The 25,790-nt window shown below is 60.7% G+C and carries 21 protein-coding genes and 3 pseudogenes; 18 read left to right on the top strand and 6 right to left on the bottom strand.

The genetic code is table 11. The annotated features are described in order from the left end of the window. Positions 1-27 precede the first annotated feature (27 nt). The gene (locus F475_RS19730; protein ID WP_111454540.1) at positions 28-1,476 is read left to right on the top strand and encodes an APC family permease; all 1,449 of its coding nucleotides are present in this window, start codon (positions 28-30) and stop codon (positions 1,474-1,476) included. Positions 1,477-1,515: 39 nt separating this feature from the next. Here F475_RS19730 and F475_RS19725 read toward each other — a convergent pair. The 3 genes and pseudogenes from F475_RS19725 to F475_RS31150 form a co-directional block, all read right to left on the bottom strand. Further along, positions 1,516-3,025: pseudogene (locus F475_RS19725) on the bottom strand (MFS transporter). Positions 3,026-3,111: 86 nt separating this feature from the next. Next, on the bottom strand, positions 3,112-3,867 hold the full coding sequence (locus F475_RS31155) for a methyl-accepting chemotaxis protein (protein ID WP_371924372.1): 756 nt from the start codon (positions 3,865-3,867) through the stop codon (positions 3,112-3,114). Between the two features lie 102 nt (positions 3,868-3,969). After that, positions 3,970-5,163: pseudogene (locus F475_RS31150) on the bottom strand (HAMP domain-containing protein); the annotation flags it as partial. Positions 5,164-5,505: 342 nt separating this feature from the next. On the opposite strand from F475_RS31150, the gene F475_RS19715 reads away from it, so the two are divergent. The 3 genes from F475_RS19715 to F475_RS19705 all read left to right on the top strand — a co-directional run bounded on the left by F475_RS19715 (position 5,506) and on the right by F475_RS19705 (position 9,806). Beyond that, positions 5,506-6,954: an APC family permease gene (locus tag F475_RS19715; RefSeq protein ID WP_018927850.1), complete on the top strand. Its 1,449-nt coding sequence runs from the start codon at positions 5,506-5,508 to the stop codon at positions 6,952-6,954. A gap of 89 nt (positions 6,955-7,043) precedes the next feature. Beyond that, positions 7,044-8,477, top strand: a complete 1,434-nt coding sequence (locus tag F475_RS19710) for an aldehyde dehydrogenase family protein (RefSeq protein WP_111454538.1) — start codon at positions 7,044-7,046, stop codon at positions 8,475-8,477. 3 nt (positions 8,478-8,480) lie between these two features. Further along, on the top strand, positions 8,481-9,806 hold the full coding sequence (locus F475_RS19705) for a hypothetical protein (protein ID WP_177431119.1): 1,326 nt from the start codon (positions 8,481-8,483) through the stop codon (positions 9,804-9,806). A gap of 49 nt (positions 9,807-9,855) precedes the next feature. On the opposite strand, the gene F475_RS19700 is transcribed toward F475_RS19705, so the two are convergent. After that, positions 9,856-10,614 (bottom strand): IclR family transcriptional regulator, encoded by a 759-nt coding sequence (locus F475_RS19700; protein ID WP_018927853.1) that lies wholly within the window; start codon positions 10,612-10,614, stop codon positions 9,856-9,858. Positions 10,615-10,862: 248 nt separating this feature from the next. Between F475_RS19700 and F475_RS19695 the strand changes: the two genes are divergently transcribed. From F475_RS19695 to F475_RS19655, 9 genes are all read left to right on the top strand, one after another. Beyond that, positions 10,863-12,404, top strand: a complete 1,542-nt coding sequence (locus tag F475_RS19695) for an acetolactate synthase large subunit (protein WP_111454537.1) — start codon at positions 10,863-10,865, stop codon at positions 12,402-12,404. Between the two features lie 11 nt (positions 12,405-12,415). After that, positions 12,416-13,906 carry an aldehyde dehydrogenase family protein gene (locus tag F475_RS19690; protein ID WP_111454536.1) on the top strand — a complete coding sequence of 497 codons (1,491 nt, stop codon included), beginning with the start codon at positions 12,416-12,418 and terminating at the stop codon, positions 13,904-13,906. Between the two features lie 26 nt (positions 13,907-13,932). Beyond that, on the top strand, positions 13,933-14,727 hold the full coding sequence (locus F475_RS19685) for an SDR family NAD(P)-dependent oxidoreductase (RefSeq protein ID WP_019578593.1): 795 nt from the start codon (positions 13,933-13,935) through the stop codon (positions 14,725-14,727). Between the two features lie 12 nt (positions 14,728-14,739). Then, entirely contained in the window at positions 14,740-15,780 is a 1,041-nt protein-coding gene (locus tag F475_RS19680) for a YCF48-related protein (RefSeq protein WP_111454535.1), read from the top strand. A gap of 11 nt (positions 15,781-15,791) precedes the next feature. Continuing rightward, positions 15,792-16,259, top strand: coding sequence for a VOC family protein (locus F475_RS19675; protein ID WP_064617305.1), 468 nt, complete (start codon positions 15,792-15,794; stop codon positions 16,257-16,259). A gap of 10 nt (positions 16,260-16,269) precedes the next feature. Further along, on the top strand, positions 16,270-16,872 hold the full coding sequence (locus F475_RS19670) for an amino acid synthesis family protein (RefSeq protein ID WP_018927859.1): 603 nt from the start codon (positions 16,270-16,272) through the stop codon (positions 16,870-16,872). Positions 16,873-16,934: 62 nt separating this feature from the next. Then, positions 16,935-18,542: a bifunctional 3-(3-hydroxy-phenyl)propionate/3-hydroxycinnamic acid hydroxylase gene (locus F475_RS19665; protein WP_111454534.1), complete on the top strand. Its 1,608-nt coding sequence runs from the start codon at positions 16,935-16,937 to the stop codon at positions 18,540-18,542. Beyond that, a complete protein-coding gene (locus F475_RS19660) occupies positions 18,539-19,318 on the top strand; it encodes a 2-keto-4-pentenoate hydratase (protein ID WP_111454533.1) in 780 nt (259 codons plus the stop codon). Before F475_RS19665 ends, F475_RS19660 begins: the two co-directional genes overlap by 4 nt. A 75-nt stretch (positions 19,319-19,393) precedes the next feature. Further along, positions 19,394-20,335: a helix-turn-helix domain-containing protein gene (locus F475_RS19655; RefSeq protein WP_018927862.1), complete on the top strand. Its 942-nt coding sequence runs from the start codon at positions 19,394-19,396 to the stop codon at positions 20,333-20,335. Between the two features lie 192 nt (positions 20,336-20,527). Here F475_RS19655 and F475_RS19650 read toward each other — a convergent pair whose 3' ends face one another. Further along, positions 20,528-21,355 (bottom strand): helix-turn-helix domain-containing protein, encoded by an 828-nt coding sequence (locus tag F475_RS19650; protein ID WP_111454532.1) that lies wholly within the window; start codon positions 21,353-21,355, stop codon positions 20,528-20,530. 185 nt (positions 21,356-21,540) lie between these two features. Here F475_RS19650 and F475_RS19645 point away from each other — a divergent pair, with 185 nt between their 5' ends. From F475_RS19645 to F475_RS31145, 5 genes and pseudogenes are all read left to right on the top strand, one after another. Next, positions 21,541-22,680: a tyramine oxidase subunit B gene (locus tag F475_RS19645; protein ID WP_111454531.1), complete on the top strand. Its 1,140-nt coding sequence runs from the start codon at positions 21,541-21,543 to the stop codon at positions 22,678-22,680. 34 nt (positions 22,681-22,714) lie between these two features. Then, positions 22,715-23,137 carry a RidA family protein gene (locus F475_RS19640; protein WP_111454530.1) on the top strand — a complete coding sequence of 141 codons (423 nt, stop codon included), beginning with the start codon at positions 22,715-22,717 and terminating at the stop codon, positions 23,135-23,137. 57 nt (positions 23,138-23,194) lie between these two features. Next, complete coding sequence (locus tag F475_RS19635; protein ID WP_111454529.1) at positions 23,195-24,487, top strand: FAD-binding oxidoreductase; 1,293 nt, start codon at positions 23,195-23,197, stop codon at positions 24,485-24,487. 34 nt (positions 24,488-24,521) lie between these two features. Continuing rightward, complete coding sequence (locus F475_RS19630) at positions 24,522-25,370, top strand: alpha/beta fold hydrolase (protein ID WP_111454528.1); 849 nt, start codon at positions 24,522-24,524, stop codon at positions 25,368-25,370. A 10-nt stretch (positions 25,371-25,380) separates the two neighbouring features. Next, positions 25,381-25,488 (top strand): annotated as a pseudogene (locus F475_RS31145) (aldehyde dehydrogenase family protein); the annotation flags it as partial. Here F475_RS31145 and F475_RS19625 read toward each other — a convergent pair. After that, positions 25,476-25,790: UTRA domain-containing protein (locus F475_RS19625; protein ID WP_146602941.1), on the bottom strand; the 315-nt coding region annotated here is incomplete at its 5' end. The pseudogene F475_RS31145 and the gene F475_RS19625 overlap by 13 nt on opposite strands.

Here is a 25,790-nt window from a genome sequence, read left to right as displayed (position 1 = left end):
ACTGCCTCATACAATAAGGTCAAGAACATGAGCGTATCTATCCCGATCAACAGTTCGACGGAGTTGAAGCGTGGTGCCCTGGGTGTTGGTTTCATCATCTTCTTCGTGGTGTCGGCGGCGAGCCCGTTAAGTGTCATCGCCGGTGGCTTCCCGATTGGCATCATGCTGGGCAATGGCGCCGGCACGCCAGCGTTGCTGATCCTGGCGTTGCTGGTGCTGCTCGCGTTCTCGGTGGGTTACACCACCATGTCCCGGCACCTGACCAATGCCGGCGGTTTTTATGCGTTCACCTCACGTGGTTTGGGTGGCCTGGCAGGCGGGGCGGCCGGGGTGTTGGCGATGTTTGCCTATAACATTCTTCAGGTCGGGTTGTATGGCATGTTCGGCGGGGTGGTCAGTGGCACCATGGAAAGCATGTTCGCACTGGTGCTGCCGTGGTGGTCTTACTCGCTGATGGCGATGGCGAGCATTGCGATTCTGGGGTATCGCAAGATCGACCTGTCGGCGCGGCTGCTGTCGGTGATGGTGATCGCCGAGTACCTGGCGATCCTGATCCTGGATTTTTCCATCCTCAAATCCGGCGGCGACAGCGGCATCAACCTTGATGCGTTTGATCGCGGTCATGTGTTCAGCGGCACACCGTCAATCGGCTTGCTGTTCTGCTTCGCGGCATTTATCGGCTTCGAGGCGACGACTATTTACGGCGAAGAGGCCAAGAACCCGCAGCGTACTATCCCGATTGCCACCTACTGCTCGGTGTTGCTGATCGGTGGTTTCTACGCACTGTCGGTATGGTCGATGGTGGTGGGCGTGGGTGCGGACAAAATCGTGCCGATGCTGCAGTCCTTGCAGGACCCGACGACGTTTATCTACGGCATGTCCGACCACTTTGTCGGCCCCTGGCTGACTCAGATTATCCGGGTGCTGTTCATGGTCAGTATCTATGCCGGCCTGCTGGCGTTTCATAACGCCGCGGCCCGTTACTTCTACGCGATTGGGCGTGACGGCCTGTTGCCGCACCGCTTGGGTACTACCCATCGCGTGCACCAGAGTCCTCATATGGGGTCGGCGTTGCAGAGCCTTATCTCGGCGGTGGTGGTACTGATTTTCGCCGCCATGGATGCCGATCCGATCCTGCAGCTGTTTGCCTGGCTGTCCAACTTGGCCACGCTGTGCGTGATTTTGTTGATGGCGCTCACGTCCGCAGCGGTAATCTTCTTTTTCCGGCGTCACCCCGAACTCAAGGTGGGGATCTGGCGTGGGCGGATTTTCCCCGGTTTCTCTTGCGTTGCCCTATTGGCGGTCCTGGTACTCGCGGTGGTGCATTTCGATGTACTGACGGGCGCCAGCCTGGCCTTGTCATACAGTCTCTGCGCGATCATTCCCGCGGCCCTGCTGGGTGGCGTGTTCCTGGCGGCTCGACTTCGCAAGGCGTCGCCGCAGCGGTACCAGGCATTGGGTAGCCACAAGCTTTAAGGCCCCACGCAGAACCGTTCAACCAAATCTGCGTGTTGCTTACCAAGGATGGTCTGCGACCTCGCGCGGCTGCGCCTGACTGCTCAACTTGACCAGCAGTGAGGCGATCAACAGCAGGACTGCCGACGCTGCCAGCACGGCAACAAAGCCTGCATCGAACGCCGCACGGGCGAATGCGCTCAGCATCGCGCGGCCTTCGGGTGACAACGTCTCGGCGACGACCAACGCGTCGTCGAGACTCTCGAATGTCGCGGGGTTCAGGGTCAGCCATGCCGGAATCATCAGGCCCGCCGAATACGCATAAATCGCCGATGACAGACTGCCCGCCAGCGTCACACCCACAGCACCGCCCAGTTCAAAGGACACTTCCTCGATGGAGGCGGCCATGCCGGCTTTATCGGCGGGCACGCTGAGCATGATGGTGCTGGACGAAACGGTCAGTGCAGCGCCAATCGTCAAGCCCAATAGGGCAAGGCTGGCGACTTGCAGGTAAACCGCAGCGTTGTACAGCAAGAGATAACTCAGCATCGCGGCTGACGACAGCAGCAACGTCCAGCACAGCATCCGCCGGTTTCCCAGGCGCGGCAGGTAGTAACCGGCAAGCGGCCCTGCGACGAAGGAGCCCAGTGGGAGGGGAAGGATGAACAATGCCGCCTCCAGCGGCGACATGCCGAGTACCAGTTGCAGGCGCTGGCTGAACACCAGTTCCATGCCGATCAACGCAGCGGCCGACACGACTGCTGAAATGACGGCATTTCTGAAGCCCGGTGCAGTGAACAGCGCCAGATCGAGCATCGGCTGTGCGGCACGGCGTTGGCGTCGAATGAACAGTGTCAGAAATAGCGCACCCAGCACGACCGCCACCAGCATGCCGTCGAAGGAGGGCGCCCGTTTACCGAGTTCCTTGACGGCATACGCCAGGCTGATCAACCCGATCATGACCTGCAGCGAGCCCAGCCAGTCCCATCGCTTTTTTGGCATCCCCCGGGTGATTCGGGATCAACACCGCGCCGAGGACCAATGCCACCAGCACAATAGGCACGTTGATCAGAAATACCGAGCCCCACCAGAAGTGCTCCAGCAGCAGGCCGCCCACCACCGGGCCGAACGCGGCGCCCCCTGAGGCAACCGATGCCCAGATGCCGAATGCCATCGCCTGCTCGCGCGGGTCGGCGAACGTCAACCGCACGATGGCCAGCGTAGCCGGCATCATCATCGCCGCGCCGACAGCCAGAAAGCCGCGGGCACCGATCAATACGCTGGCCGATGGCGAGAAGGCCGCGATCAGCGAGAACAGGCCAAACACACTCAGCCCGCCGATAAACAGGCGTTTGTGCCCGAGGCGGTCACCGAGTGTGCCCATGCCCAACAGCAGCCCGGCAGCGATCAATGCATAGATGTTGATGATCCAGAGCTTTTGCGAGGCCGAGGCATCGAGCTCACGGGTCAGTGTCGGCAGGGCGGTGTACAACACCGTCATATCAATGACGATCAGCAGCAATGCGCTGGAAATAATGGCCAGGATCAGCCAACGACGTGGGGGCATCATGGGGGGGCTCGATGAACGATGGTCGAAAGCCGGCAACTGTCACTCAGTCAAGACGTCAGCACCGGCAGGTAGCCTGCCGTGCCCCTTTACACTCGAAAATGGCCGACAAGATGCTGTTGATGGTTGGCCATTTCATGGAGTGAGTCACTGGCCGTTGAGGCATCGCTCATCCGTTTGGTCAGTGTTTCGCTGATGCTGCGAATGCCACTGACCCGATGGTTGATATCTTCCACGACCGTGCTTTGCTCCAGGGCTGCGCTGGCGATCTGCTGATTCATCTGCTCGATCACATCCACGGCCTGGGAAATATTCTCCAGCGCCGCACGGGTCTGTTGCACCTGGATCACGCTGTTGCCGGCTTGCTCGCGGCTCAGCTGGGTACTGTGCACCACCTCCTGGCTCAACTGCTGCAACATTTCTATCACCGTGCGGACCTGTTCGACCGAGCTCTGGGTGTTGCTGGCCAGGTGCCTGACTTCATCGGCTACCACCGCGAAGCCGCGCCCCTGTTCGCCCGCTCTGGCCGCTTCGATGGCCGCATTCAACGCCAGCAAGTTGGTCTGCTGCGCGATGGTGCTGATGACGTCCAGCACCTGGCCGATCTGGGTGCTGCTATCGGCGAGGGCATGCACTTGCTTAAGGGTGGTGTCCAGACGCTGATCGAGGCTTTCGATGCTGCTTTCGGCGATGGAGAACACCGCTTGACCTGATCGGCTCGCGCTTTCGGCGGCTGTCGCTGCGTCGGCGGCACCGTGGGAATGGCGCGCCACTTGCTGGGCACTGGCACTCATTTCGTGCAGCGCGGTCGCGGCCAGCTCCACTTCGCGGTACTGGCGTTGCATCCCTGCGCTGACTTCCCGGGCAATCCCCGACGAGGTATTGGCGCTGTTGCGGGTATCCAGGGAGGCGGTTTGAATGTCGCGAATAATTGGCTGCAACTTGTCCAGAAAACGGTTGAACCCATTGGCTAATTGGCCCAATTCGTCGCGTCGTCCGGCGGGCAGGCGTTGGGTAAGGTCACCATCGCCATCGACGATGGCATCAAGCAGGCCTGCCACCTTCAGCAGCGGGCGTGTCACCCCGTAGGCGGCCAGCCAGATCAGCAACATGCCGAGGCAACTGGCCAATACCCCCAGGCAAAGGTTGAGCCAGTTGGCCTGGCGGCTTTTGTCGTCCAGTTCGCTTTGCATTTGCCGGGCGGGTGCCTGCACCAGGGCTTGGGGAACCTTGATCTCCAGTTGCCAGAGTGGATTGCCTGCCACGGGTTGCAGAGCCTGGCGTATATCGAGGGTGGTCCCGGAGACTTCGCCGCTGCGTCCTGCCACCTGGCCGGAGGCCGACACAATGGCCACTTCGCTGTTGCCTTGATACAGGTCCTGGCCGAGGTCGGCAGCCAGCTTTTGCAGCGTGTCGAGGCCAATGTCCATGCCGACCACGCCGAGGATCTTGCCGTTGGCGATCAGAGGGACAGAAATGCTGCTCATCAGGACTTTCTGGCCTTCCACCTCACTGGTGTAGGGCTCCACCACGCAAGTGCGCCTTTGAGCTTGAGGGCAGGTGTACCAGACGTTTGTCGGTTCGCTGCCGGGGGGCGCTGTGTTGGTGAAGATTTGCGCCTCGGTGAGCACATCCTGGACCAATTGTCCCGGCTGGCTCTGTGACCAATACAGCGCAAAACGACCTTTTTCGTTGCTCGCCAGTGCACGTTGCCCGACGAAATTAGCGTCTGCGCCCGCCAACGCGTCAGGCAGAAGGATGACGTACAGGCCGAGCACTTTTTCGCGGTTGAGCAGTGTCTGACGGGTCACGCTGATCAGCGCTTCGCGCAATTGCCCAGCCGTGAGGCGTCCATTGAGCGTTTGATCGCGCAGTTGCAGAACCTGTTGCGCGAACCCTTCGCTATACAGCGCCGTTTCGTTGAAAAAGCGTTCGACCTGTTGGCCATGGGCAGCGGCCTGGGCTTGCAAGCGCTCCACGGCGGCTTGCCCGAGCAGGTGACTGCTCTGCTCCTTCAGCAATTTTGCACTTTGTTGGTTCTGGTACACCGAGGTGCCTACCAGCGCGCCGACGACAGCCAGCAGGCACAGTCCGCTCAGGAGTGTGATCCGCCATTGGATAGTGAGATGAGCTAAACGCATGACTGGGACTTCCTGCAGAGGGCTTGGCTGCGATGGGCTGTGGACCAGGCCCTCGCTTTTATTATCGGTGCCGGCATCTGGGTATAGAGCGGGTGACGCTAGCATGCGGGAGGGAACGGCCAGCCGGTTATCCCGAATCGGCAAGGACTGCCGGATTGCGGGTGCCGCATCGACCTGTTTTGGGGCGGCGCCTCGGATGCTACCGATTTGGGATAGCGAGCGGTTCAGGGGCGGGCATAGGATCGAGTTCAGCGCGCAACTAAAACAAAACGCTAATTGGTGCCGATGGAATTCAATCGGGCCACCCCAACAGCGACTGCCTCATACAATAAGGTCAACAACATGAGTGTACCTATCTCGATCAACAGCTCCACGGAGCTCAAGCGTGGCGCCCTGGGCGTCGGGTTCATCATCTTCTTTGTGGTGTCGGCGGCGAGTCCTTTAAGTGTGATCGCCGGTGGCTTCCCGATTGGCATCATGCTGGGCAATGGCGCCGGCACGCCGGCGTTGCTGATCCTGGCGTTGCTGGTGCTGCTCGCGTTCTCGGTGGGTTACACCACCATGTCCCGGCACCTGACCAATGCCGGCGGTTTTTATGCGTTCACCTCACGTGGTTTGGGTGGCCTGGCAGGCGGCGCGGCCGGGGTGTTGGCGATGTTTGCCTATAACATTCTTCAGGTCGGGTTGTATGGCATGTTCGGTGGGGTCGTCAGTGGCACCATGGAAAGTGTATTTGGGCTGGTGTTGCCGTGGTGGTCCTACTCGCTGATGGCGATGGCGAGCATTGCGATTCTGGGCTATCGCAAGATCGACCTTTCTGCGCGGGTGCTGTCGGTGGTGGTAATCGCCGAGTACCTGGCGATCCTGATCCTGGATTTTGCCATCCTCAAATCCGGCGGCGACAGCGGCATCAACCTTGATGCGTTCGACCGCACCCATGTGCTCGGCGGTACCCCGTCCATCGGCCTGCTGTTCTGTTTTGCGGCATTCATCGGCTTTGAGGCGACGACTATTTACGGCGAAGAGGCCAAGAACCCGCAACGTACTATCCCGATTGCCACCTACAGTTCGGTGTTGCTGATCGGTGGGTTCTACGCGCTGTCGGTATGGTCAATGGTGGTGGGCGTGGGTGCGGACAAGATCGTGCCGATGCTGCAGGCCTTGCAGGATCCCACGACGTTTATCTACGGCATGTCCGATCACTTTGTCGGCCCCTGGCTGACTCAGATTATCCGGGTGCTGTTCATGGTGAGTATCTATGCCGGCCTCCTGGCCTTTCATAACGCCGCCGCGCGTTATTTTTACGCGATCGGCCGTGATGGCCTGTTGCACAGTCTGTTGGGCACCACTCACCGCGTGCATCAGAGCCCCCATATGGGTTCGGTGTTGCAGAGCCTGATTGCTGCTGTGGTGGTACTGATTTTCGCTGCATTGGATGCGGACCCGATCTTGCAACTGTTCGCCTGGTTCTCCAACCTCGCCACCCTCTGCGTCATTTTACTGATGGCGCTGACGTCGGTAGCGGTCTGCGTCTACTTTCAGCGTCATCCCGAGCTTAACGTCGGGATATGGCGCGGGCGCATCCTGCCTGTTTTCTCCTCCCTGGCATTGGTGCTCGTGCTGGGGCTGGCGGTGGTGCATTTCGACGTGTTGACCGGGGCCAGCCAGCTATTGTCCTACGGACTCTGCGCCATCATTCCCGCGGCCCTGATCATCGGCGTCATGCTCGCCGCGCGCTTGCGAAAGATCTCCCCGCAACGGTTTCTTGCCTTGGGCAGCCACAAGCTTTAAGGCCGCACTCGTTACAGCTCGACTAACCAGACAATTCCAGCCTGCCGTTGCCCGGCATGGCTCGTCAGTGTGTGAAAGGAAGGTTTCAAATGCACAACTACAAGATGCTCATCAATGGCGTTCAGGTCGCCGGTGAACAGGGCCAGTTTGATGTGATCAACCCGGCCACCGGTGCTGCATTCGCCCAATGCCCCGCCGGCTCGCTGGCGCAACTCGACCAGGCGGTCGACGCTGCACAAGCGGCGTTCAAAAGCTGGCGGCACAGCACCCACGCAGACCGTTGCGAGCGCCTGTTGGCGGTTGCGGCGGATATCGAGCGGGAGGCAGAGTCACTGGCCCGACTGATTGTGCTGGAACAAGGTAAACCACTGGAACTGGCGTTTTCCGAAGTCATGGGGTCCGCCGCCTGGACCCGCTATGCGGCCGGGCAGGAGATTGCCGTGGAGCTGGTGGAGGAAACCCCCACCCAGCGGATCGAGTTGCATCGCAAGCCTTTGGGTGTGGTGGCGTCGATCACGCCGTGGAACTGGCCATTCATGATCGCCGTCTGGCACATCATGCCGGCGCTGCGAGCCGGTAACTGTGTGATCAGCAAACCGTCGAGCCTGACCCCGCTGAGCACCTTGCGCCTGGTGGAGATCATCGCCCGCCATGTGCCTCACGGCGTGATCAATTGCCTGACGGGTGAGCAAGGTTTCGGCAGCGCAATCACTTCGCACACCGGCATTCAGAAGATTGTGTTCACCGGCTCGACCGCCACCGGACAAAGCGTCATGCGCGGCGCCGCCAACAATCTCAAGCGCCTGACGCTGGAGCTGGGTGGTAACGACGCGGCAATCGTTCTGCCCGGTACGCCGGTTGAGGCGGTGGTCGAGGAGATTTTCCAGGCGGCGTTTCTCAACATGGGCCAGACCTGCGCGGCCCTCAAGCGTCTGTATATCCATGAATCGCAGTACCAGGCCTTCGCTGATGCGCTGACCCTGATTGCGACGCGCCAAGTGGTGGGCGATGGCCTGGAAGCTGGCGTCACCTTTGGACCGGTGCAAAACCTTGAGCAATTGGAGCTTGTCGACGCGCTGGTCGCTGACGCGCGGGCACAAGGCGCACGCGTGCTGTGCGGCGGCGCGCGTCTGGATCGCCCCGGTTTCTTTTATCCGCCGACCCTGGTCGCGGACGTGACAGATGGCCAGCGCCTGGTCGACGAAGAACAGTTCGGTCCCGTGTTGCCCTTGATCGCGTACCGGGATGTCGAGGATGTACTGCGGCGCGCCAATGCCGGCGACATGGGGCTGGGCGGATCGGTCTGGGGGCCGGATGTCGAGCGGGCCCAGGCACTGGCCAGCCGCCTGGAAAGCGGCGTTGCCTGGGTCAATTGCCACGCGCAGATTCAGCCGAACACACCGTTTGGCGGCAGCAAGATGTCCGGGTTTGGCGTCGAGTTCGGCCTTGAGGGGCTGCTGGAGTTCACTGGCCAGCAACTGCTGTTTGTCCGCCCTTTTAAAGGCGCACCACAAGGAGCTTGAGCCATGCGCAATCCATCACGCCATCCCGTGTTTGGTAGCACGCTTGTGTGCACATTGGTGCTATGCGCCATCAATCAGGCCCAGGCCTATGAGTTGTACAGTGATGAGGGCCGTCACCTCAACGCAGACATGACCGCCGTGTTCGGCCAGTTCAACAGTCGCAAGAACTACGACGGCACACCCGGTGGATCTACCTGGCGCGAAGGCTTTATCAAATACGGCTTGAGTGGCGACCAGTCCCTGGCGGGCAATGGCACTGCATATGGGGCATTCGCCCTGGTCAGTTCCGCCACCTGGGGCGACGGCGACCCAGGCGGCAATTCCCTGGGAACCGAGCGCACAACAAAGATCGAAGACGCCTACCTGGGCTGGCGCTCCGGCGACCTGTTCCCTGCGTTAGGCAAGGACGGGGTTGATATTTCCGGCGGGCGCCAGGTGGTCAAGCTGGGCCGAGGGTTCCTGATCAACGATGACGGACTGAACCCGGGCGAGGGTCCGGCCAATGGCACTATGAACCGTGGGGGCGCTTATTACCTGGCTGCACGGCATGCGTTCGATCAAACCGCGCTGTTGCGCCTGGGTGGGCAAGATGGCCTGCACGGCAGTCTGGTGTGGCTCAAATCCGACAACCGCGTCCAGGCCGAAACCGAACTGGCCGCCGGCACGCTGGATTACACCACCCAGCCGGGTACGATCGGATTGACCTGGGTACACGGCATCGACGTGAGCGATCAATGGGCCACCGACTTTCAACGCCAGCGCAAAGGCATGAACGTCTACAGCGTTCGCGGTGAAGGCGATGCGGGCATCGAGAACGTCAGCCTGGCGTTCGAATACGCCTGGCAGGACAAGGACGCCGGGCCTGAGAAAGCCTGGTACGGCGAAGCGGGCTACACCTTCGCCGATACCGCCTGGGCGCCCAAGGTGACCTATCGCTATACCCGCTATTCACAGAAATGGGATCCGCTGTTCACTGGCTTGAGCATGGGCTACGGCACCTGGTTCCAGGGCGAAGTCGCCGGAAACTACGCCGGGCCGTTCAACAGCAATACCAGCATTCAGCACGTCGGTCTGAAGGCCACTCCGCTGGAAAACCTGACCTTGGGCGCGCTGTATTTCGATTTCGATACGGTGCGTAAAAACAACGCGCTGAACCTCAATGCCCGTGAGCTGGATATCTACGCCGAATGGGCAGCCAACCCGCACTTGATCATTACCCCGCTGATTGGCCTCTACAAACCCGATCAGGACTCAACCACGGGTGGCAATCAAGTCGGCGGCAATGGCACCAACCTGTACAGCCAATTGACGGTGGCTGTTCCGTTCTGACCGCACATCCGCCGCGTCCCCGGTAAGGGACCGGCGGCTTGTCCATAGGCTAGGGCGTGGTGGTGTTCGACTGATTACGCATGTTTTCGGCGATGCGCCGAGTGGTATCCATGACCATTTCGATCACGGTTTCCTGGCGCAGCAGCTTGAAGCTCTGCGTGCTGCCGACGGCGGACAGGCTGCCAACCACTTCGTCGATGTCCGTCTGGATGATCGGCGCGGCGATGCCGGTCAAGCCCAGGTTGAGTTCATCATGGGTGAGGCAGTAACCGTCCTTGCGAATCTTTTTCGCGGCCTTGGAGAAGCTTGACCAGTCATAAGGGCAGTCCGGGTCGTTGGCCATATGCTCGTCGAACAAGCGTTGCAAACGGCGACCTTTCTGAAAGGCGATCAACACCTTGGATTGCGCGCCGCGAAAGAACGGCAGCGGTTGCCCGCGCCCGAACGCAAAGTGGTAGGTGTCGGTGGGTTCGGCGATGTAGGTGTTGATGATGCGACCGTCATAAAAGACGCTCGCAAACACGGCCAGGCCGGTTTGCGCGGACAGCTCGTGCATCAACTCGCGCCCGGCAACGAGGATAGGGTCGTACTGACGCATCATCCAGTCCAGTTCGATGACTCGCGGTCCCAAGCCATAACTGCCGGCGTCCACGCGGGTCAGCAGGCCGGCGTCGCACAAATCCTTGACGTAGCGGTACACGGTCGCACGTGACAGGCCCATGCGCTCGGCAATGGTGTCGGGGTCGATTTTCAATGTCTGTGGACCGAACAGGTCCAGGACACTCAGCAATTTGCTCAGGCTACTCATTTTGTTCCTAAAGACGGGGGGAGGGCGCGTGCTTCGTTCCGGCGTAGACCAGACATCCCGCAGAAGCGCCAAGCGCTGGCGCAACACTACCTCAGTGAGAGAAAAACGCAATCTCGGCAGTCTTTCTGGTGCAAATAAAATAGCATAAATCTCACAAAACGAGACAAATACGAATTTAATGCTTGTTGGTTGAGTATTTGTGTGTGATAAATCTCATCACTGCAAATGCTCAAGCAAGAGGGCTGAAAATGAATGGTGCGCAACTGATAGTGAATGCGGCAGCGGCAAGCGGTATCGAATACTGCTTCGCCAACCCCGGAACCACCGAAATTCCATTGGTGGCGGCCATGGCCAGCGCACCAGCACTGAAGCCGGTGTTGTCGTTGTTCGAAGGGGTGTGCACGGGGGCGGCGGATGGGTATGGCCGGATTGCCGGCAAGCCGGCGATGACCCTGACGCACCTGGGCCCCGGGTTTGCCAATGGCATCGCCAACCTGCACAACGCACGTCGTGCCAATACCCCTATCGTCAACGTGATCGGTGATCACGCGTCATGGCATGTCAACTACGATCCGCCGCTGGCCAGTGACATCCAGGCCTTGGCCGGGACTGTCTCCGGTTGGGTGCGCACCTCGCGCACAGCGTCGGGTATCGGCGAAGATTTGCAGGAAGCGGTGCGGTCGGCCTGGCAGGCCAAAGGGCAGATCGCCAGCCTGATTCTGCCCATGGACCTGCAAGCCAGCGCAGTGACGCACAACGGCGTGTTCGCTCCGATGCGGGCGCCGATTCGCCGGTTTGCCGGTGACCGGGTCGAGACGGTGGCACAGGCACTGCGTGACGGGCAGCGCCTGGTGTTTATTGTCGGGGATGAGGGGTTGTCGGTTGCGGGTCTGGAAGCAGCGGGGCGCCTGGCCCAACTGCCTGGCGTGCGCCTGTTTGCCGAGACCTTTCCACGGCTCAGCTACCGTGGTGGTGGTTTGCCGGATCTGGATCGCCTGCCGTACTTCCCGGAAGTGGCCATTGAAATCCTTGAACAGTACGACCAGGTCGTGTGTGCCGGGGTGCCGGAGCCCATCAGTTATTTTGGCTACGAAGGCATCCCGTCGCGCCTCGCCGAGCGTGAGCGTCTGCTGACGCTGGCCGATGTCGGTGACGATGTAGCCGGCGCGCTGACGGCGCTGGCCGATGCCCTCAATGCACCGGCCTACGTGCCGACACCGATGGGCATCGAACTGCCGCCAGGCCATGCCGAGCTCACACCTCAGTCCATCGGCCAGGTTTTAGCCGCATCGCTGCCGGACGACAGCATTGTCTCCGTGGAAGGCGGCACTTGTGGCTATCCGTTTTTCACCGCCTCTGCTAGCGCCGCGCGGCACCGGGTGTTGACCAATACCGGTGGCGCGATCGGCCAGGGCATTCCGGTGGGGTTCGGCGCCGCCTTGGCGGAGCGGGGCAATCGCGTGTTCTGCCTGCAATCCGACGGCAGTGCCCAGTACACCATCCAAACCCTGTGGAGCATCGCCCGTGAGCAGGTGCCGGTGGTGATCCTGATTGCCGCCAACCATCGCTACGCCATTTTGCAGAACGAACTGCGCCGCTTCGGCATGACTGAAATGGGGCCCGAAGCCCTGCGCCTGACGGTGCTCGATAGCCCGCGGATTGACTGGAAGGCTCTGGCCAAGGGCTACGGTGTGCCGGCCTGCACGGTGCACACCAATGCCGAACTGCAACAGGCGCTGGCCAATGCCAATGCCGACGGTGGTCCTTGCCTGATCGAAATGGCGCTGTGAAGGAGTCGATGATGAAACAGTTCGAAGTGCTACCTGCTGTGCAACATTTTCTGTCCCAGCCTGGCCGCCTGTTTATCGGTGGCAGTTGGCAGGACGCCGCCGCTGGCCGACGGTTTGCCGTGGAAAACCCGGCAACTGAAGAAACCCTGACGGAAGTGGCCCAAGGTGACGCGAGTGACGTAGATGCGGCCGTTGCGGCAGCCCGCGCAGCGTTCAACGGCGCCTGGGCGCTGCAGTCTCCCGCCCAGCGCGGTCTGCTGCTGTTTCGACTGGCGGACCTGTTGGATCAGCACCGCGAGGAGCTGGCGCAGTTGATCACGCTGGAGAACGGCAAGCCCATCTCGGCCGCTCGAGGTGAAGCGGCCAGTGCGGCGACCATCATTCGCTACTTCGCCGGCTGGCCGACCAAGATCGAAGGCAGCACGTTGCCTGTATCGCCGGCCAGCGGTGCGCCGATGCTCAACTACACCTTGCGTGAACCGGTGGGTGTGTGCGCGCTGATCGTACCGTGGAACTTCCCGTTGAACATGTGCGTGTGGAAGCTTGGCCCGGCGCTGGCGACAGGTTGTGTCGCGGTGCTCAAGCCCGCCGAGCAAACGCCGCTGGTTGCGATTCGACTGGTGCAGTTGATCGAGGCCGCCGGGTTTCCACCGGGGGTGGTCAACCTGATCACCGGCCTTGGCGCTGAAACTGGCGCGCCGCTGGCGCAGCATCCCGACGTGGACAAAATTGCCTTTACCGGCTCGACCCAGGTCGGTCGGCTGATCGCTCAGGCGGCCACCAGCAACATGAAAAAGGTCTCGCTGGAATTGGGCGGCAAGTCGCCGAACATCATCTTGCCAGACGCCGATATCGTGCGCGCCGCCAAAGGTGCCGCCGATGGCATCTTCTACAACCAGGGCCAGGTGTGCACGGCTGCCTCACGTTTATACGTACACGCCAGTGTGCTCGATCAGGTGCTCGAAGAACTTGAGCGGCATGCCACCGCCCACGTGCTCGGTAATGGTTTGGACCCGGCTACCAGCATGGGCCCACTCGTGTCGGGCCGCCAATTGAGCACGGTCAAAGGCTACCTGCAACGTGGTCAGGAGGAGGGTGCCGAACTGATCTGCGGTGGCGGCCGTCCCCCCCACCTGGAGCGCGGCCACTTCATTGCGCCCAGCGTGTTCCTTGATCGCGCCGAACGTGCCTGTGTCGCCCGTGAAGAGATCTTCGGTCCGGTGCTGACCGTCATGAGCTGGACCGAAATCGACGACCTGGTGCTGCGCGCCAACGATTCGCCTTATGGCCTCGCAGCAGGCCTGTGGACCCGCGACCTGCGCTCGGCGCATCGCGTGGCAGCGCAGCTCAAGGCGGGCTCGGTGTGGATCAACTGCTGGAACGTGGTCGACGCGGCTTCGCCGTTCGGCGGGTACAAGCAATCTGGCTGGGGCCGGGAAATGGGTAAAAACGTGATCGATGCCTACACCGAGACCAAGAGCGTCTTCGTCGATCTCGCCTGAACCGAATAATCACAAGAGGAAATGCTATGGATCTGGAATTGAAAGGCCGCGTGGCCATCGTCACCGGCGGCGGTATGGGTATCGGCAAGGAAGTCGCACGTTTTCTGTCCGAAGAGGGCTGCAAGGTGGTGATCTGCGCACGCCGCATGGAGTTTCTCCAACAGGCTGCCGAAGAGATCACGGCTCAGACCGGCAACGAAGTGCTGCCGCTGTACTGCGACACCAATCAGATGTCGGCCGTGTCTGACATGGTCGAAGCCGCGCACAAACACTTCGGCCGCATCGACATCCTGGTCAACGGTGCCGCAGCGCCGTCCGGCGTGGTGCGCAATGACATCGAACATGCCGGCGACGACGAGTTGCTGTCGGATCTCAACACCAAGGTGATCGGCTACTTCCGTTGCGCCAAGGCAGTGACCCCGCACATGAAGGCCGGCGGTTTCGGTCGCATCATCAACATCGGCGGCCTCACCGGGCGCAGCAGCAAAGTCCTCTCGGGGATGCGCAACCTGGCGATCGCCCACATGACCAAAACCCTCTCCGACCAGTTGGGCCCTTCGGGCATCACGGTCAACCTGATCCATCCCGGCGTGGTGGATACCCCGCACATCCAGGAGCTGTACGAACGCGAAGCGGTCAAGCAAGGCAAGACTTCGGAACAGGTTGAGCAGGCCTACATCGACGCGACGCCGATTCGCCGCACCCTGGCACCGATTGAAATGGGCTGGCTGATTGGTTTCCTGGCGTCGCCGAAGGCTGGCGCGGTGACCGGAGAATCCATCGGCATCGACGGCGGTTTGACCCGCGGTATCTACATCTGAGGAGCACCAGCGATGAGTAACGGAACCCTGTTAGTGGCCACGGTAGGGCAGGCGGTGATCCGCAGCGCCGACGAGGGTCGGACCTGGCATCGCCTGGGCCTGGGCCAGGATCTGGAGTTCGACGCGATCACTCGATCCTTGAGCGTGCACCCCGGCGAGCCTGAGGTGATCTACGCCGGCACGGACGTAGGTTTGTGTGTCAGCCGCGACACCGGCGGCCATTGGCAGCGGGTCGATTCGCCGTTCAACGGGCAGACGGTCTGGAAAGTCGCCGTCGATCCGCAGGACGCGCAACGGATCTTCGTCGGCACCGGTGCACCTTCGCGCGCCGTACTGTGGCGGACCCTGGACGGTGGTCTCAGTTGGGACCGTGCGCCGGTGGAGATTCCGGAGTTCTGCGACGGAGTCAGCCGCCCACGGCTGCTGGCTTTCACCTATGACCCGACCGACCGCAACCAGCTATGGTTCGGTCTTGAAGAGGGTGGGTTATTCCACTCCCGTGACGGTGGCGACAGCTGGACGCGCGTCGATGATCGGCTGCTGTGGGACTACAACTCGGATGTCCACAACATTCTGGTACTGCCCAATCATGGTCAGAAAGTCATCGTGGTGGTCTGCGTCAACGCCGTCTACCGCAGCCTGGATGAGGGGCTGACCTGGACTGGCATTATCGGTCGAGAAGCGTTCGGCCTGTACTACATGCGCGCCATGAACGCGCCGTTGGGCACGCAAAGCGACCTGTACCTGAGTATTTCCGATGGCACGCCCGGTACCACCAGCAAGATCCTGGTGTCCCGTGATGCTGCGCTCAGCTGGGAAGTGCTGCCCCTGCCGCAACAACCCAATTCCTGCGTCTGGGCCATTGCCTTCAACCCGGAAAATCCGCGACAGATCGTTGCGGGAACCAAGTACGGGCACTTGTTCACCTCCGGGAATGGCGGTGATGGCTGGCAGAAACAGTGGCGCGAATTCAGTGAGATCGCTGACGTGCTCTGGACCCCCGCAGTGGCGCAGATCAAGGCAGGGCATCAATCCGTGGTCAAAAAAAGCTGAGGTATCACGCGATGAAAGTCGAAATCCTTCGTACTCACTTATCGCTCTCGGTAAGTGATCCTGATGTGTCGGCACGCTGGTACGCCGACATCCTGGGCATGCATGAAAGTGCCCGGGGCGAAAGCTGGGTCATGATGGCGTTTGGCACCAAACATCACGACATCGCCTTGCTTCGTGCAGAGCCCGGCGCCCATCAGGGCGGGTTGGGGTTGCAACACTATGGATTGGAAATCGCCGGGGACATGACCACCTTGCGCCAGCTCTACGGCATGTTGCTGGGCAAGGGCGTCGAGGTGGTGAAGATCACCGATCACGAAATCGGCCATGGTGTGTATTTCAACGACCCTGACGGTAATCGCATGGAATTTTTCCTTGAGACCGAACACGACGATGCGCGCGGCAAGGCCCGGTTCAAGGCCGCTGGCGCGCCAAGCCGACATTTCAATCTAGACCCACTAGACCCACTAGACCCGCTTTGAGGCCACCCAGATGAAAACCGCGAATTTTGCTTCGTATCACATCCGCAAGTGGTACAGCTTTGTCGAAGAAACCCTGGCCAACGAAAGTGGCCAGTTAGCCGATGGCGAGCCGCTGTTCAAATATGCCGTCGCCGCCGTGATCGCCAACCCCTATGCCGGTCGCTACAGCGAGTCGCTGACAGAGCTGGTAGAACCGTCGCCGCTGCTGGGCGAAGAGTTCGGTCGTCGCATTCAGGCGCTGGCCGGCTCGCGGGATATTGTCAGCTACGGTAAAGCTTGCATGGTGGGCAGCCAGGGCGAATACGAACACGGCAATGCGTTCCTGACCAACCCGGCTGCCGATCCGGTGCGCCTGGCGCTGGGCGGGGGCAAATCCTGGGTGCCGTCCACCGGCAAACGGGGCGCCCCGGGTTCAACCATCGATGTGCCGTTGGCCCACAAGGATGCACTGTATGTACGCTCCCATTACGACAGCATGTCCCTGATGTTTGGCGACGGCCCCGCGCCGGATGAGGTAATCGTGATCTGGGCCTTCGCCACGCGCGGGCGCTTGCATGCGCGGCTGGGCGGTCTGCAGGCGGCAGACGTCAAAGGTATTGATGGGCTGCACTGATTTCAGGCGCATGGCTTTAGCGGCGTCGGATTAAAAACACAACAAGAAAGCGGTGAATAGCGATGAAGCAGGAGAAGACCCAAGTTGTCATTGTCGGCGGCGGCCCTAACGGGATCACGGCCGCACACTATATGGGGATGTACGGTATCGACTGCGTCGTCCTTGAGCTTGCCGACGGCGTACTGCCTTACCCGCGCGCGGTGGGCATGGATGATGAAGCACTGCGCGTGCTGCAGGGGATCGGCATCGCCGATCTCGCTGTACGCGACATGATCTGTGATGTACCGCTGCGCTATTACAATGCACGCGGTGTGTGCTTCGCCGAGGTCAAGCCGAGTACCGCACATTACGGCTGGCCAATGCGTAATATTTTCATGCAGCAGTTGCTGGAAGGCACGTTGCGCGAAACCCTGGGACAGCGTGCCAGCGTTGTGTTGCGCCAAGGCCACGAAATGCTCGAACTCGAGCAGGACGGGCAGGGCGTGACATTGCAGGTGCGCGATGCTCAAGGCGAGATTTATCAACTGCGGGCTGACTATGTCATCGGCGCCGATGGCGGACGCTCCACGGTGCGTAAAAAGCTCGGTATCGAGCTGTCGGGGCTGACACATGCGCGCAAATGGGTGGTGGTCGATACGGCCAATGACACCCTCGATGCACCCTACACCGCACTGCATGCCGACCCGGAGCGGCCCTTCGTGTGCATCTATCTGCCGTACCAGCAACGCCGCTGGGAATTCATGCTCCTGGAGGGCGAAGATGAAGCGAGGATGTGTGAGGAAAGCACCATTCGCGACTTGATCCGTGGGCATATCGGCAACGCGGTCGATCAGTTGAACATCATCCGCATCCGAGCCTATACCCACCACTCCCGGGTCGCGGTGCGGTTTGTCGAAGGGCGTGTGGCGCTGGTGGGTGATGCCGCGCATATTTCTCCACCCTGGGCCGGGCAGGGCCTCAATTCCGGGCTGAGGGACGTGGCCAACGTGGCCTGGAAACTGGCGGCGATCGTCCAGGGCCGTGCCTCGCACTCGATCCTCGCCAGCTACGACCAGGAGCGCCGTGGGCATGCCACCGAGCTGGTAGCCCTGGCCGACAACATGGGCGCGGTACTGGGAATGACCAACCCGCTGATGGCCGGCGTGCGCGACTGGCTGTTCCAAGCGGTGAACAGTGTCGACAACCTGCGCTCGCACCTGCTGGAGTTCAAATTCAAACCCAAGGCCACCATCACCAAGGGCTTGGTCTATCACGAGCGGGCCGAGTTGCGCGAGGACGACCTGGTCGGCCAGCTGTTTGTACAGCCGCATATCGAAGACGCCCAGGGGCAGCGTCGTCGCCTGGACGAAGTGCTTGGCAATTCCTATGCGGTGCTGGGTTATCGGGTGAACCCGCGCGAGCAACTCAGCGAGGAAATGGCCGCTTATTGGGCGCGCTGGGACACGCGTTTTATTCAGGTCAATCGTTCGCGCAGCGGCATCGGACGTGGCCAGCCGTTGACGGCCTTGGACGCCATCAGCGTGGAGGACGTGGATAATCGCCTGGGTGAATGGTTCTCCAGGGTGCGTGACTGCATCGTGGTGGTGCGTCCTGACCGGTTTGTCGCCGCCATTACCACACCAGAGAGGCTTGAAGGTGTGCTGCGCAAACTGGCGGAGCAACTGTCATGAACAGCGGCAACGCGCTACTTAACCGGCTACATCAGGCAACGCGCACGGTGCAAGCCATTGCGCCACTGGCCCCCGAGGCGATAGATCGGCTTGCGGGTTATGCGCTGCAACGCCAGGCGCTGGATCACCAACAAGCCGCAGGCGAGCGACTGAGCGGGTGGAAGGTCGCCTTCGCCGGCAGCGCCGCGCAAAAACGCTTTGGCCTTGACGAGCCGGTGTATGGCGGCCTGATGGATAGCATGATCGTCGAGCCGGGTACGGCGGTGGCGTTCTCGCGATTGATCCAGCCCAAGCTGGAGATCGAATTGGCGTTTGTATTGGGGCGTACCCTGGCGCCGGGGGATTACCGTGACGAGGATATTCTGGCCGCCATCGGCGACGTAGCGCCCGCGTTCGAGATCGCCGACTGCCGTTGGCAGGGCTGGGATTTCGGAGTGGGCGCCTTTCTTGCCGACAACGCGGCGGCGGGGCTTTATTGTCTCGGACCGCGTATCCCGTTCGATCCTGTACACCACGTCAAACTAGCGTATCGCCTGGAGTGCGACGGCGTGCTCTGCGGTAACGGTGATACGCGTGATCGGGAGGACAGCCCGCTGGCCAATCTGTGCTGGCTGATTCGGCGTCTGTTGGCCGACGGTCAACCTGTGGAGGCTGGGCAGGTCGTGTTGTCCGGAGCGTTGTTGCCGCCGATGAATATCCAGCCCGCCACGTACTGCCTGCACATGCTTGGCATGGAACTGGCTTTGGTTTTCACGGCGGACGCCGCCCCGGTGTGAACGATAGCTGCCGTCACGGATGACTGAGTCCCTTTCAGGCCGATAAACAAACGGGGCCACCGAGGAACGACGACCATGCTTGCTGAAGTTCGAACCTTCAATGACCCTCAACAACACGCTGGCTCCATCCAGGGCTGGCGACAAGTGTATGACCAACTCGGCCGTGGCTGCCTGACCAGTGAGCTGCGGCAGTTGTCCTCTGACCGCTTTCAAATCTTCCAGGAAGTGCTGGACAAACGCGTGGTACAGCGCGGCTATGCGCCCAAAGGTCGGCTGTGCGCAGCCATGTCGTTAGGCTGCGCGCCGGTGGTGCAGGGGCAACAGGTGGGCACTCACAGCGTGGTACTGTTGCGTGACGGCGAGGAGTTTGTGTTGCACGCCCCTGAAGGCATGCACTTCTTTGCGCTCAATATCGACGCGGTACGCTTCGCCAAACTGGCGGCCTTCGAATTGTCTGACGATCAGCTCAAGCGCCTGAAGACCACGTCCCAACTCAGCGTGGATGACGCGTTACTGTTGCGAATACGTCAGCGTATCCACCCGCTGTTTCATCACCTTTTGGAACAGACGGACGCTATCAACTCAACCGCCGAGAAGATGCTGGAGGAAGAACTGCTCGGCGCGTTCCTCGATTTGTTCAGCCACGCCACCGATGAGGTACGTTGTCGTCGCGGTAATTTCGCCGTGAGTGCTTACCTGGTGAAGCGTTGCCAAGAGCTGATCGATGCCAGTGGTGATACACCACTGAGCATTCTCGACCTGTGCGAGCACCTGCGGGTGAGTCGCCGGACCCTGCAGAACAGTTTTCAGGCAGTGACCGGAATGCGTCCGGTCGAATACCTGCGCAATCTACGCCTCAACGCGGTGCGACGCCGCTTGATCACAACCTCTGCCTGCACTCACAACATCAGTGAGATCGCGATGGCGATGGGCTTTTTTCATCTGAGCCACTTTGCCGCGCATTACCGGCAATTGTTCGGCGAGTCACCGTCTGAAACGCTCAGGGCTATGCGCTAAAGACCTCATGTGCGGCTGACGCTGTCCTCCCACCCGATTTCCTTTTCCAGGCTGATATTCAAGCGCTCGTGAATTGTTGGTTTCGCTGCGCGAAGCTGGCAACTCGGCTCGCTGGATATGCCTTGCCGTATTCGAAACACAGGGAGTTACCCAGGGGGGATGAAGGCGCGCGTTTGTTTTTGAAAGGGAGGGTCAGGCGTAGTTGATCCGGTCGGTGTAGGCGTTCTGGGTCATTTGGCGTTGATAGTCGCAAGGCGTTGTACTGACCAGTTTCTTGAAGTCGCGCAGGAAGTGCGATTGATCGGAAAAGCCCAGGTCGAGGGCCAGCTCCGAAAACGATACATCGTGTTGGGTATTGAGGGTGTCCAGAGCTGCCTGGCAGCGGATGATTCGGCAAAAGGTCTTGGGTGATATGCCGGTGTCCTGGCTGAACTGTCGGTGCAGCGTGCGACTGGTGTACCCGCTGAGCTCTTCCAGTTGCTGAATACGAATATCACCGCGGTGGCGCAGCGCCTGCTGAATGACCATGGCCGTGAGTGCTGACGTTCTACCCATCAGGCGGGGGGCGAGGTAGTCGTTGAACAGCCGCATCTGATCGCCCAGCAGTGGTGCTTGAACGATATTTTCGAAGATGCGCTGGGCGAACCCCGAGACCTCCAGCAGGTCGAGTTCCCGTTCGGTCAATTCCTCGGCCAGCACATTGATAAATCCGGGAATGACGCCCGGTGAAAAGCGCACGCCGAAGTAGTGATGGTTCTGGTGTAACTCGACCGCTTGGGCAGCCAGCGGCGTGCCACAGATCCGGGCGGTAGGGCGTGTTGCATCACAGTCGAAAACAATATCCACGCAACCGTCCGGCACGGCCAGCAGGTTGGCTGACTGAGCCACATCGAAGGCATAGAAATGCGAGATCGCCGGGTGTTCGGAGGGCATGACCGAATACCGTGAAGAGTTGAGCACGAACCAGGGCTGTTCGTTCGCAGTGTGGTGCCTGGGAGGCGGCGCGCACTGTTTGATCATGGTTGCACCTTCGATGAGCAGCGATACGGAAGTTTTCACGCATTAATCACGCCAACTGTTGCGCGCCGGTCAATCGGGCATGTCCGAAATTTACAATACCGCCGAAAAACGCGCCCTGATACTCGAGGTCGACAGCGTGGAGCTGCGCCTACCGCAGCGATATCACCTTCAGCCCGAGAATAACTATGTCTACAAATACAAAAATCGACTTCATCTACCTCTCCGAGCAGGACATGATCCGCGCGGGCGTGACTGACATGCTGGCGTGCGTGAACACTATGGAGGAGATGTTCGGCCTGCTCTATGCCGGTGACTATCGCATGGCCGGTCCGAACAATGACTCCCATGGCGCGATGGTGATCTTCCCGCAGGATTCACCCTTCCCGAACATGCCCAAGCCCACGGCTGACCGACGCATGATGGCCATGCCTGCCTACCTGGGCGGCAGCTTTTGCACCGCAGGCGTGAAATGGTACGGCTCCAATATCGCCAACCGCGAAAAAGGCCTGCCGCGCTCGATTCTGATGTTTACCTTGAACGACCCCGACACCGGCGCACCGCTGGCCCATATGTCGGCCAACCTGCTGTCCGCGTACCGCACCGGTGCGATTCCCGGCGTGGGCGCGCGCCACCTGGCACGCAAGGACTCGAAAGTCGTCGGCCTGCTCGGCCCGGGTGTGATGGGCAAGACCACACTGGCGGCATTCATCGCGGTATGCCCGCATATCGACACACTGAAGATCAAGGGTCGTGGCCAGAAGAGCCTCGATAACTTTATCGCCTGGGTCAAGGAAACCTATCCGCAGGTCACCACGATCGAAGTGGTCGACACACTTGAAGCGGTGGTTCGTGACTCCGACCTTGTTACTTATTGTAGCTCCGGTGAGGTGGGTGATCCCACAACCTACCCAATTGTGAAGCGCGAGTGGGTCAAGCCAGGTGCCTTCCTCGCGATGCCTGCATCTTGCTCCCTTGACGACGGGATGGAACAGCGCGACGTACGCAAGGTGCTGGACAACACCGGTCTCTACCAAGCCTGGTTTGAAGAACTGCCCAAGCCTGCGCATCACTGCGTGCCGGTGATTGGCGTGCGCTTCATGGACATGATTGTCGAAGGCAAGATGCGGCTCGAAGACGTCGAGGACATTGGCAAGATCATCGCCGGGGCCGCGCAAGGCCGTAAGAACGATGAAGAAATCATCATCATGTCGGTGGGCGGAATGCCCGTGGAAGACGTGGCCTGGGGCACGGTGGTTTACCGCAACGCCATCGAAAAAGGCATCGGCGTCACCTTGAACCTGTGGGAAACCCCGGTTCTGCGCTAAGCCAGCCATCACTAATATTGACGAGGCATTCCACATGACAAAAATCATCAAGCTCAAGACCGGTTCCCCGTTTGAAGATCAGGCCAGCTATTCGCGCCTGGTGGTCGTGGACAACTGGATCTACGTGTCCAACACCGCAGGCCGCAACCCACAAACCAAGCTGATTCCGGAAGGTATCCTCGAGCAGACGCATCAAGTGTTTGCCAACATCGAGGCGGCCCTGGCGGCGGTCGATGCGAGCCTGGCTGATGTGGTGTGTTCGCGGGTGTTCATCCAGGACCCCAAGGACGTACCTGCCGTGATGGCCCTGATCGGCGAAAAGTTTCGCGGCGTTGATCCAGCCAGCACCGTCACCTGTCCGCCCTTGGGGTCGACGGTCTACAAGGTGGAGCTGGAAGTGACGGCGTATCGCAACGCGTCGAAGGCGCAAGTTGAAGTCATTCGACTGTCGCAGTAACTGTCACGCGGCCATGCGCAGGCGTGGCCTACCTCATTCGTTTACCGAGTCTTGATCATGGCACCCACTATAGCGCCCGTGAAAACGTCTACCGTGTTTCCCTCCGCAACCTCCGTCGTCATCATTGGCGGCGGGATTATCGGCCTGACTGCAGCGTTGACATTGGCCGAACGCAATATTGCGGTGGTGGTGCTGGAAAAAGGTCGTATCGCCGGCGAGCAGTCGTCACGCAACCTGGGCTGGGTACGCAAGACCAGCCGCCACGCGGCCGATATCCCTCTGGCCCTCGCCGCGGACCGCTTGTGGGCAAAGATGCCTGAGCGGGTAGGGGCGGATGTCGGGTATCGCCAGGAAGGCATCATGTTCGTGGGCCGCAGCCCATCGCAGATGGCGATGCACGAGGGATGGCTCAAGTCGGTGGAGCATTTGTCGCTGGATTCACGGCTGCTCAGCAAGCGCGAGATTGACGCGCTGGTTCCGGGCGGCGTGGGTGAGTGGGCCGGTGGCATCTTCACGCCGTCCGATGCGCGTGCCGAACCGACGCTGGCAAGCAGCGCTATCGCCAAGGCCGCCATGGCCCTGGGTGTGGTGATTATCGAGCAGTGCGCGGTACGGACGCTGCAAATGTCCGCCGGCACGGTCAGTGGCGTGGTCACCGAGCAAGGTGAGATTCGCTGTGATCATGTGCTGCTGGCTGGGGGGATGTGGTCACGGCGTTTTCTGGGCAACCTCGGTGTGTCGTTGCCGACCTTGCCCTTGACCTGCTCGGTGCTACGTACTCACCCAATGGAGGGGCCGACGGAAATTGCTGTCGGCGCACCGGATTTTTCGTTTCGCAAGCACAAGGACGGCGGCTTCATCATTACCCAGCGCGGCAAACTGGATGCCTTCCTGACCCTCGACCACCTGTTGCTTGCCAAGCAATACATGCCGCAGTTCCGTGCGCAACGCAGCGTTCTGAACGTGTCGTTGGGCAAGCCTTTTTTCAATGACCTGGCGCTTGCCCGGCGTTGGAAATCCGACAGTGTCAGCCCGTTCGAGCGCGTCAGGGTGCAGGACCCGGCCGCCAACCCGCGGCTCAATAACGATGCGATGAACAACCTCATTGCGGCCTGGCCGGTGTTTGAACAGGCGCGGATCGCCCAGGCCTGGGCAGGCACTATTGACGTCACGCCGGATTCCAACCCGGTCATTGGGCCGGTCGCGCAGATTCCGGGGCTGACCGTGGCCACCGGCTTCTCGGGGCACGGCTTCGGCACGTCGCCGGCGGCAGGTCACCTCGCCGCGGATCTTGTCAGCGGTCATGCGCCGATCATTGATCCAAGCCCTTATCGGTTCGATCGTTTCTAGGTCGGTCGAAGCCACGCATATAAGGAACCAAACGATGCCTTCTGACAGCTGTTTCTTTACCAACCGTTCTGGCTTGCGCCTGCACTTTTTGCGCTGGGGTGAATCCACCGGCGTGCCCCTGGTGCTATTACATGGCTTGCGGGCCTACGCCCAAACCTGGGAATCGCTGGTGCAATCTCTGGGTGCAGGCTACTGCGTCTATGCCCTGGACCAGCGCGGTCGAGGACTGAGTGACTGGGCCGCGCCCGGCAGCTACCACACGCAGTCGTATGTCGAGGACCTCGAGGACTTGGTCGCCCATGTTGGCTTGTCGCGTTTTGTATTGCTGGGGCACTCATTAGGGGGCGCCAACGCCCTTGAATATGCGCGGCAAAACCCGGGGCGATTGGTTGGCTTGATGATCGAGGACATCGGCCCCGGCTCCTCAATCCAGGGCGATGGCGCCGCGCGTATTCGCCGCGAAATGAGCCAGACGCCTTTGCAGTTCGATAGCTGGGAGGCGGCCCGCACATTCTGGCAGGCTTCGCGCCCTGGGTTGTCGGAACAGGGCCTGGCATCAAGGCTCACTCATTCGATGAAAGAGAGCGATGGCGTGATCACCTGGCGCCATGATCAGCAGGGTATTGCCGAGGCGCGCCTGAGTATCGAGCCGACGGACCTATGGCCGGCGGTGCGCGCGCTGGATTGCCCGACCCTGTTCATTCGCGGCGGCCGCTCGGACTTTCTGCCACCCGCGATGCTGCAGGCGATGAGCGCCAGCAATCCGTACGTCCAGACGGTGGAGGTCGCAGGCGCCAGTCACTATGTACACGATGATCAAGGCGAGGCGTTCAACGCGCTGGTCGCAGGCTTTCTCAAAAACCTTGAGCTCCCGGGCCAATGAAACCCACGGCACGGTGAGAATCAAACCGGCGATGGAAACCCCATTGACCGCCATGCGTCGGGTTGAATTGGCGATTGAGGCGGGCATTCCTGCGGGTGCACTGATTCAGCTGGCGGGTCTGGACTTGAAGACACCACTCAAGACAAAGGCATAACGTTCCGGGCGGATGTAGAAGGTCGTACGGTCGCAGCAGCGGCCGTCGGCAAACCAGGAGGTGCGCTCCATGACCAGCAGTGCCGCGCCACGTTTGATGTGCAAGGCACTGGCCAGGTGTTTATCGGCTTCTTGCGCGCGGATCGCCAGATCGGCTCGGGTGACCGCCATGCCAGTGATCGACTCGAGAATGGAGTAAATCGGTTGATGCTCGACTTCAGTCCAGACCACGCTGGCCAATTCGGCCGGTAAATGGCTGCGGCCCAG

The sequence above is a fragment of the Pseudomonas sp. URMO17WK12:I6 genome (assembly GCF_003253625.1).
Classification (GTDB): Bacteria; Pseudomonadota; Gammaproteobacteria; order Pseudomonadales; family Pseudomonadaceae; genus Aquipseudomonas.
This window is presented reverse-complemented; position numbering and strand designations above follow the sequence as displayed.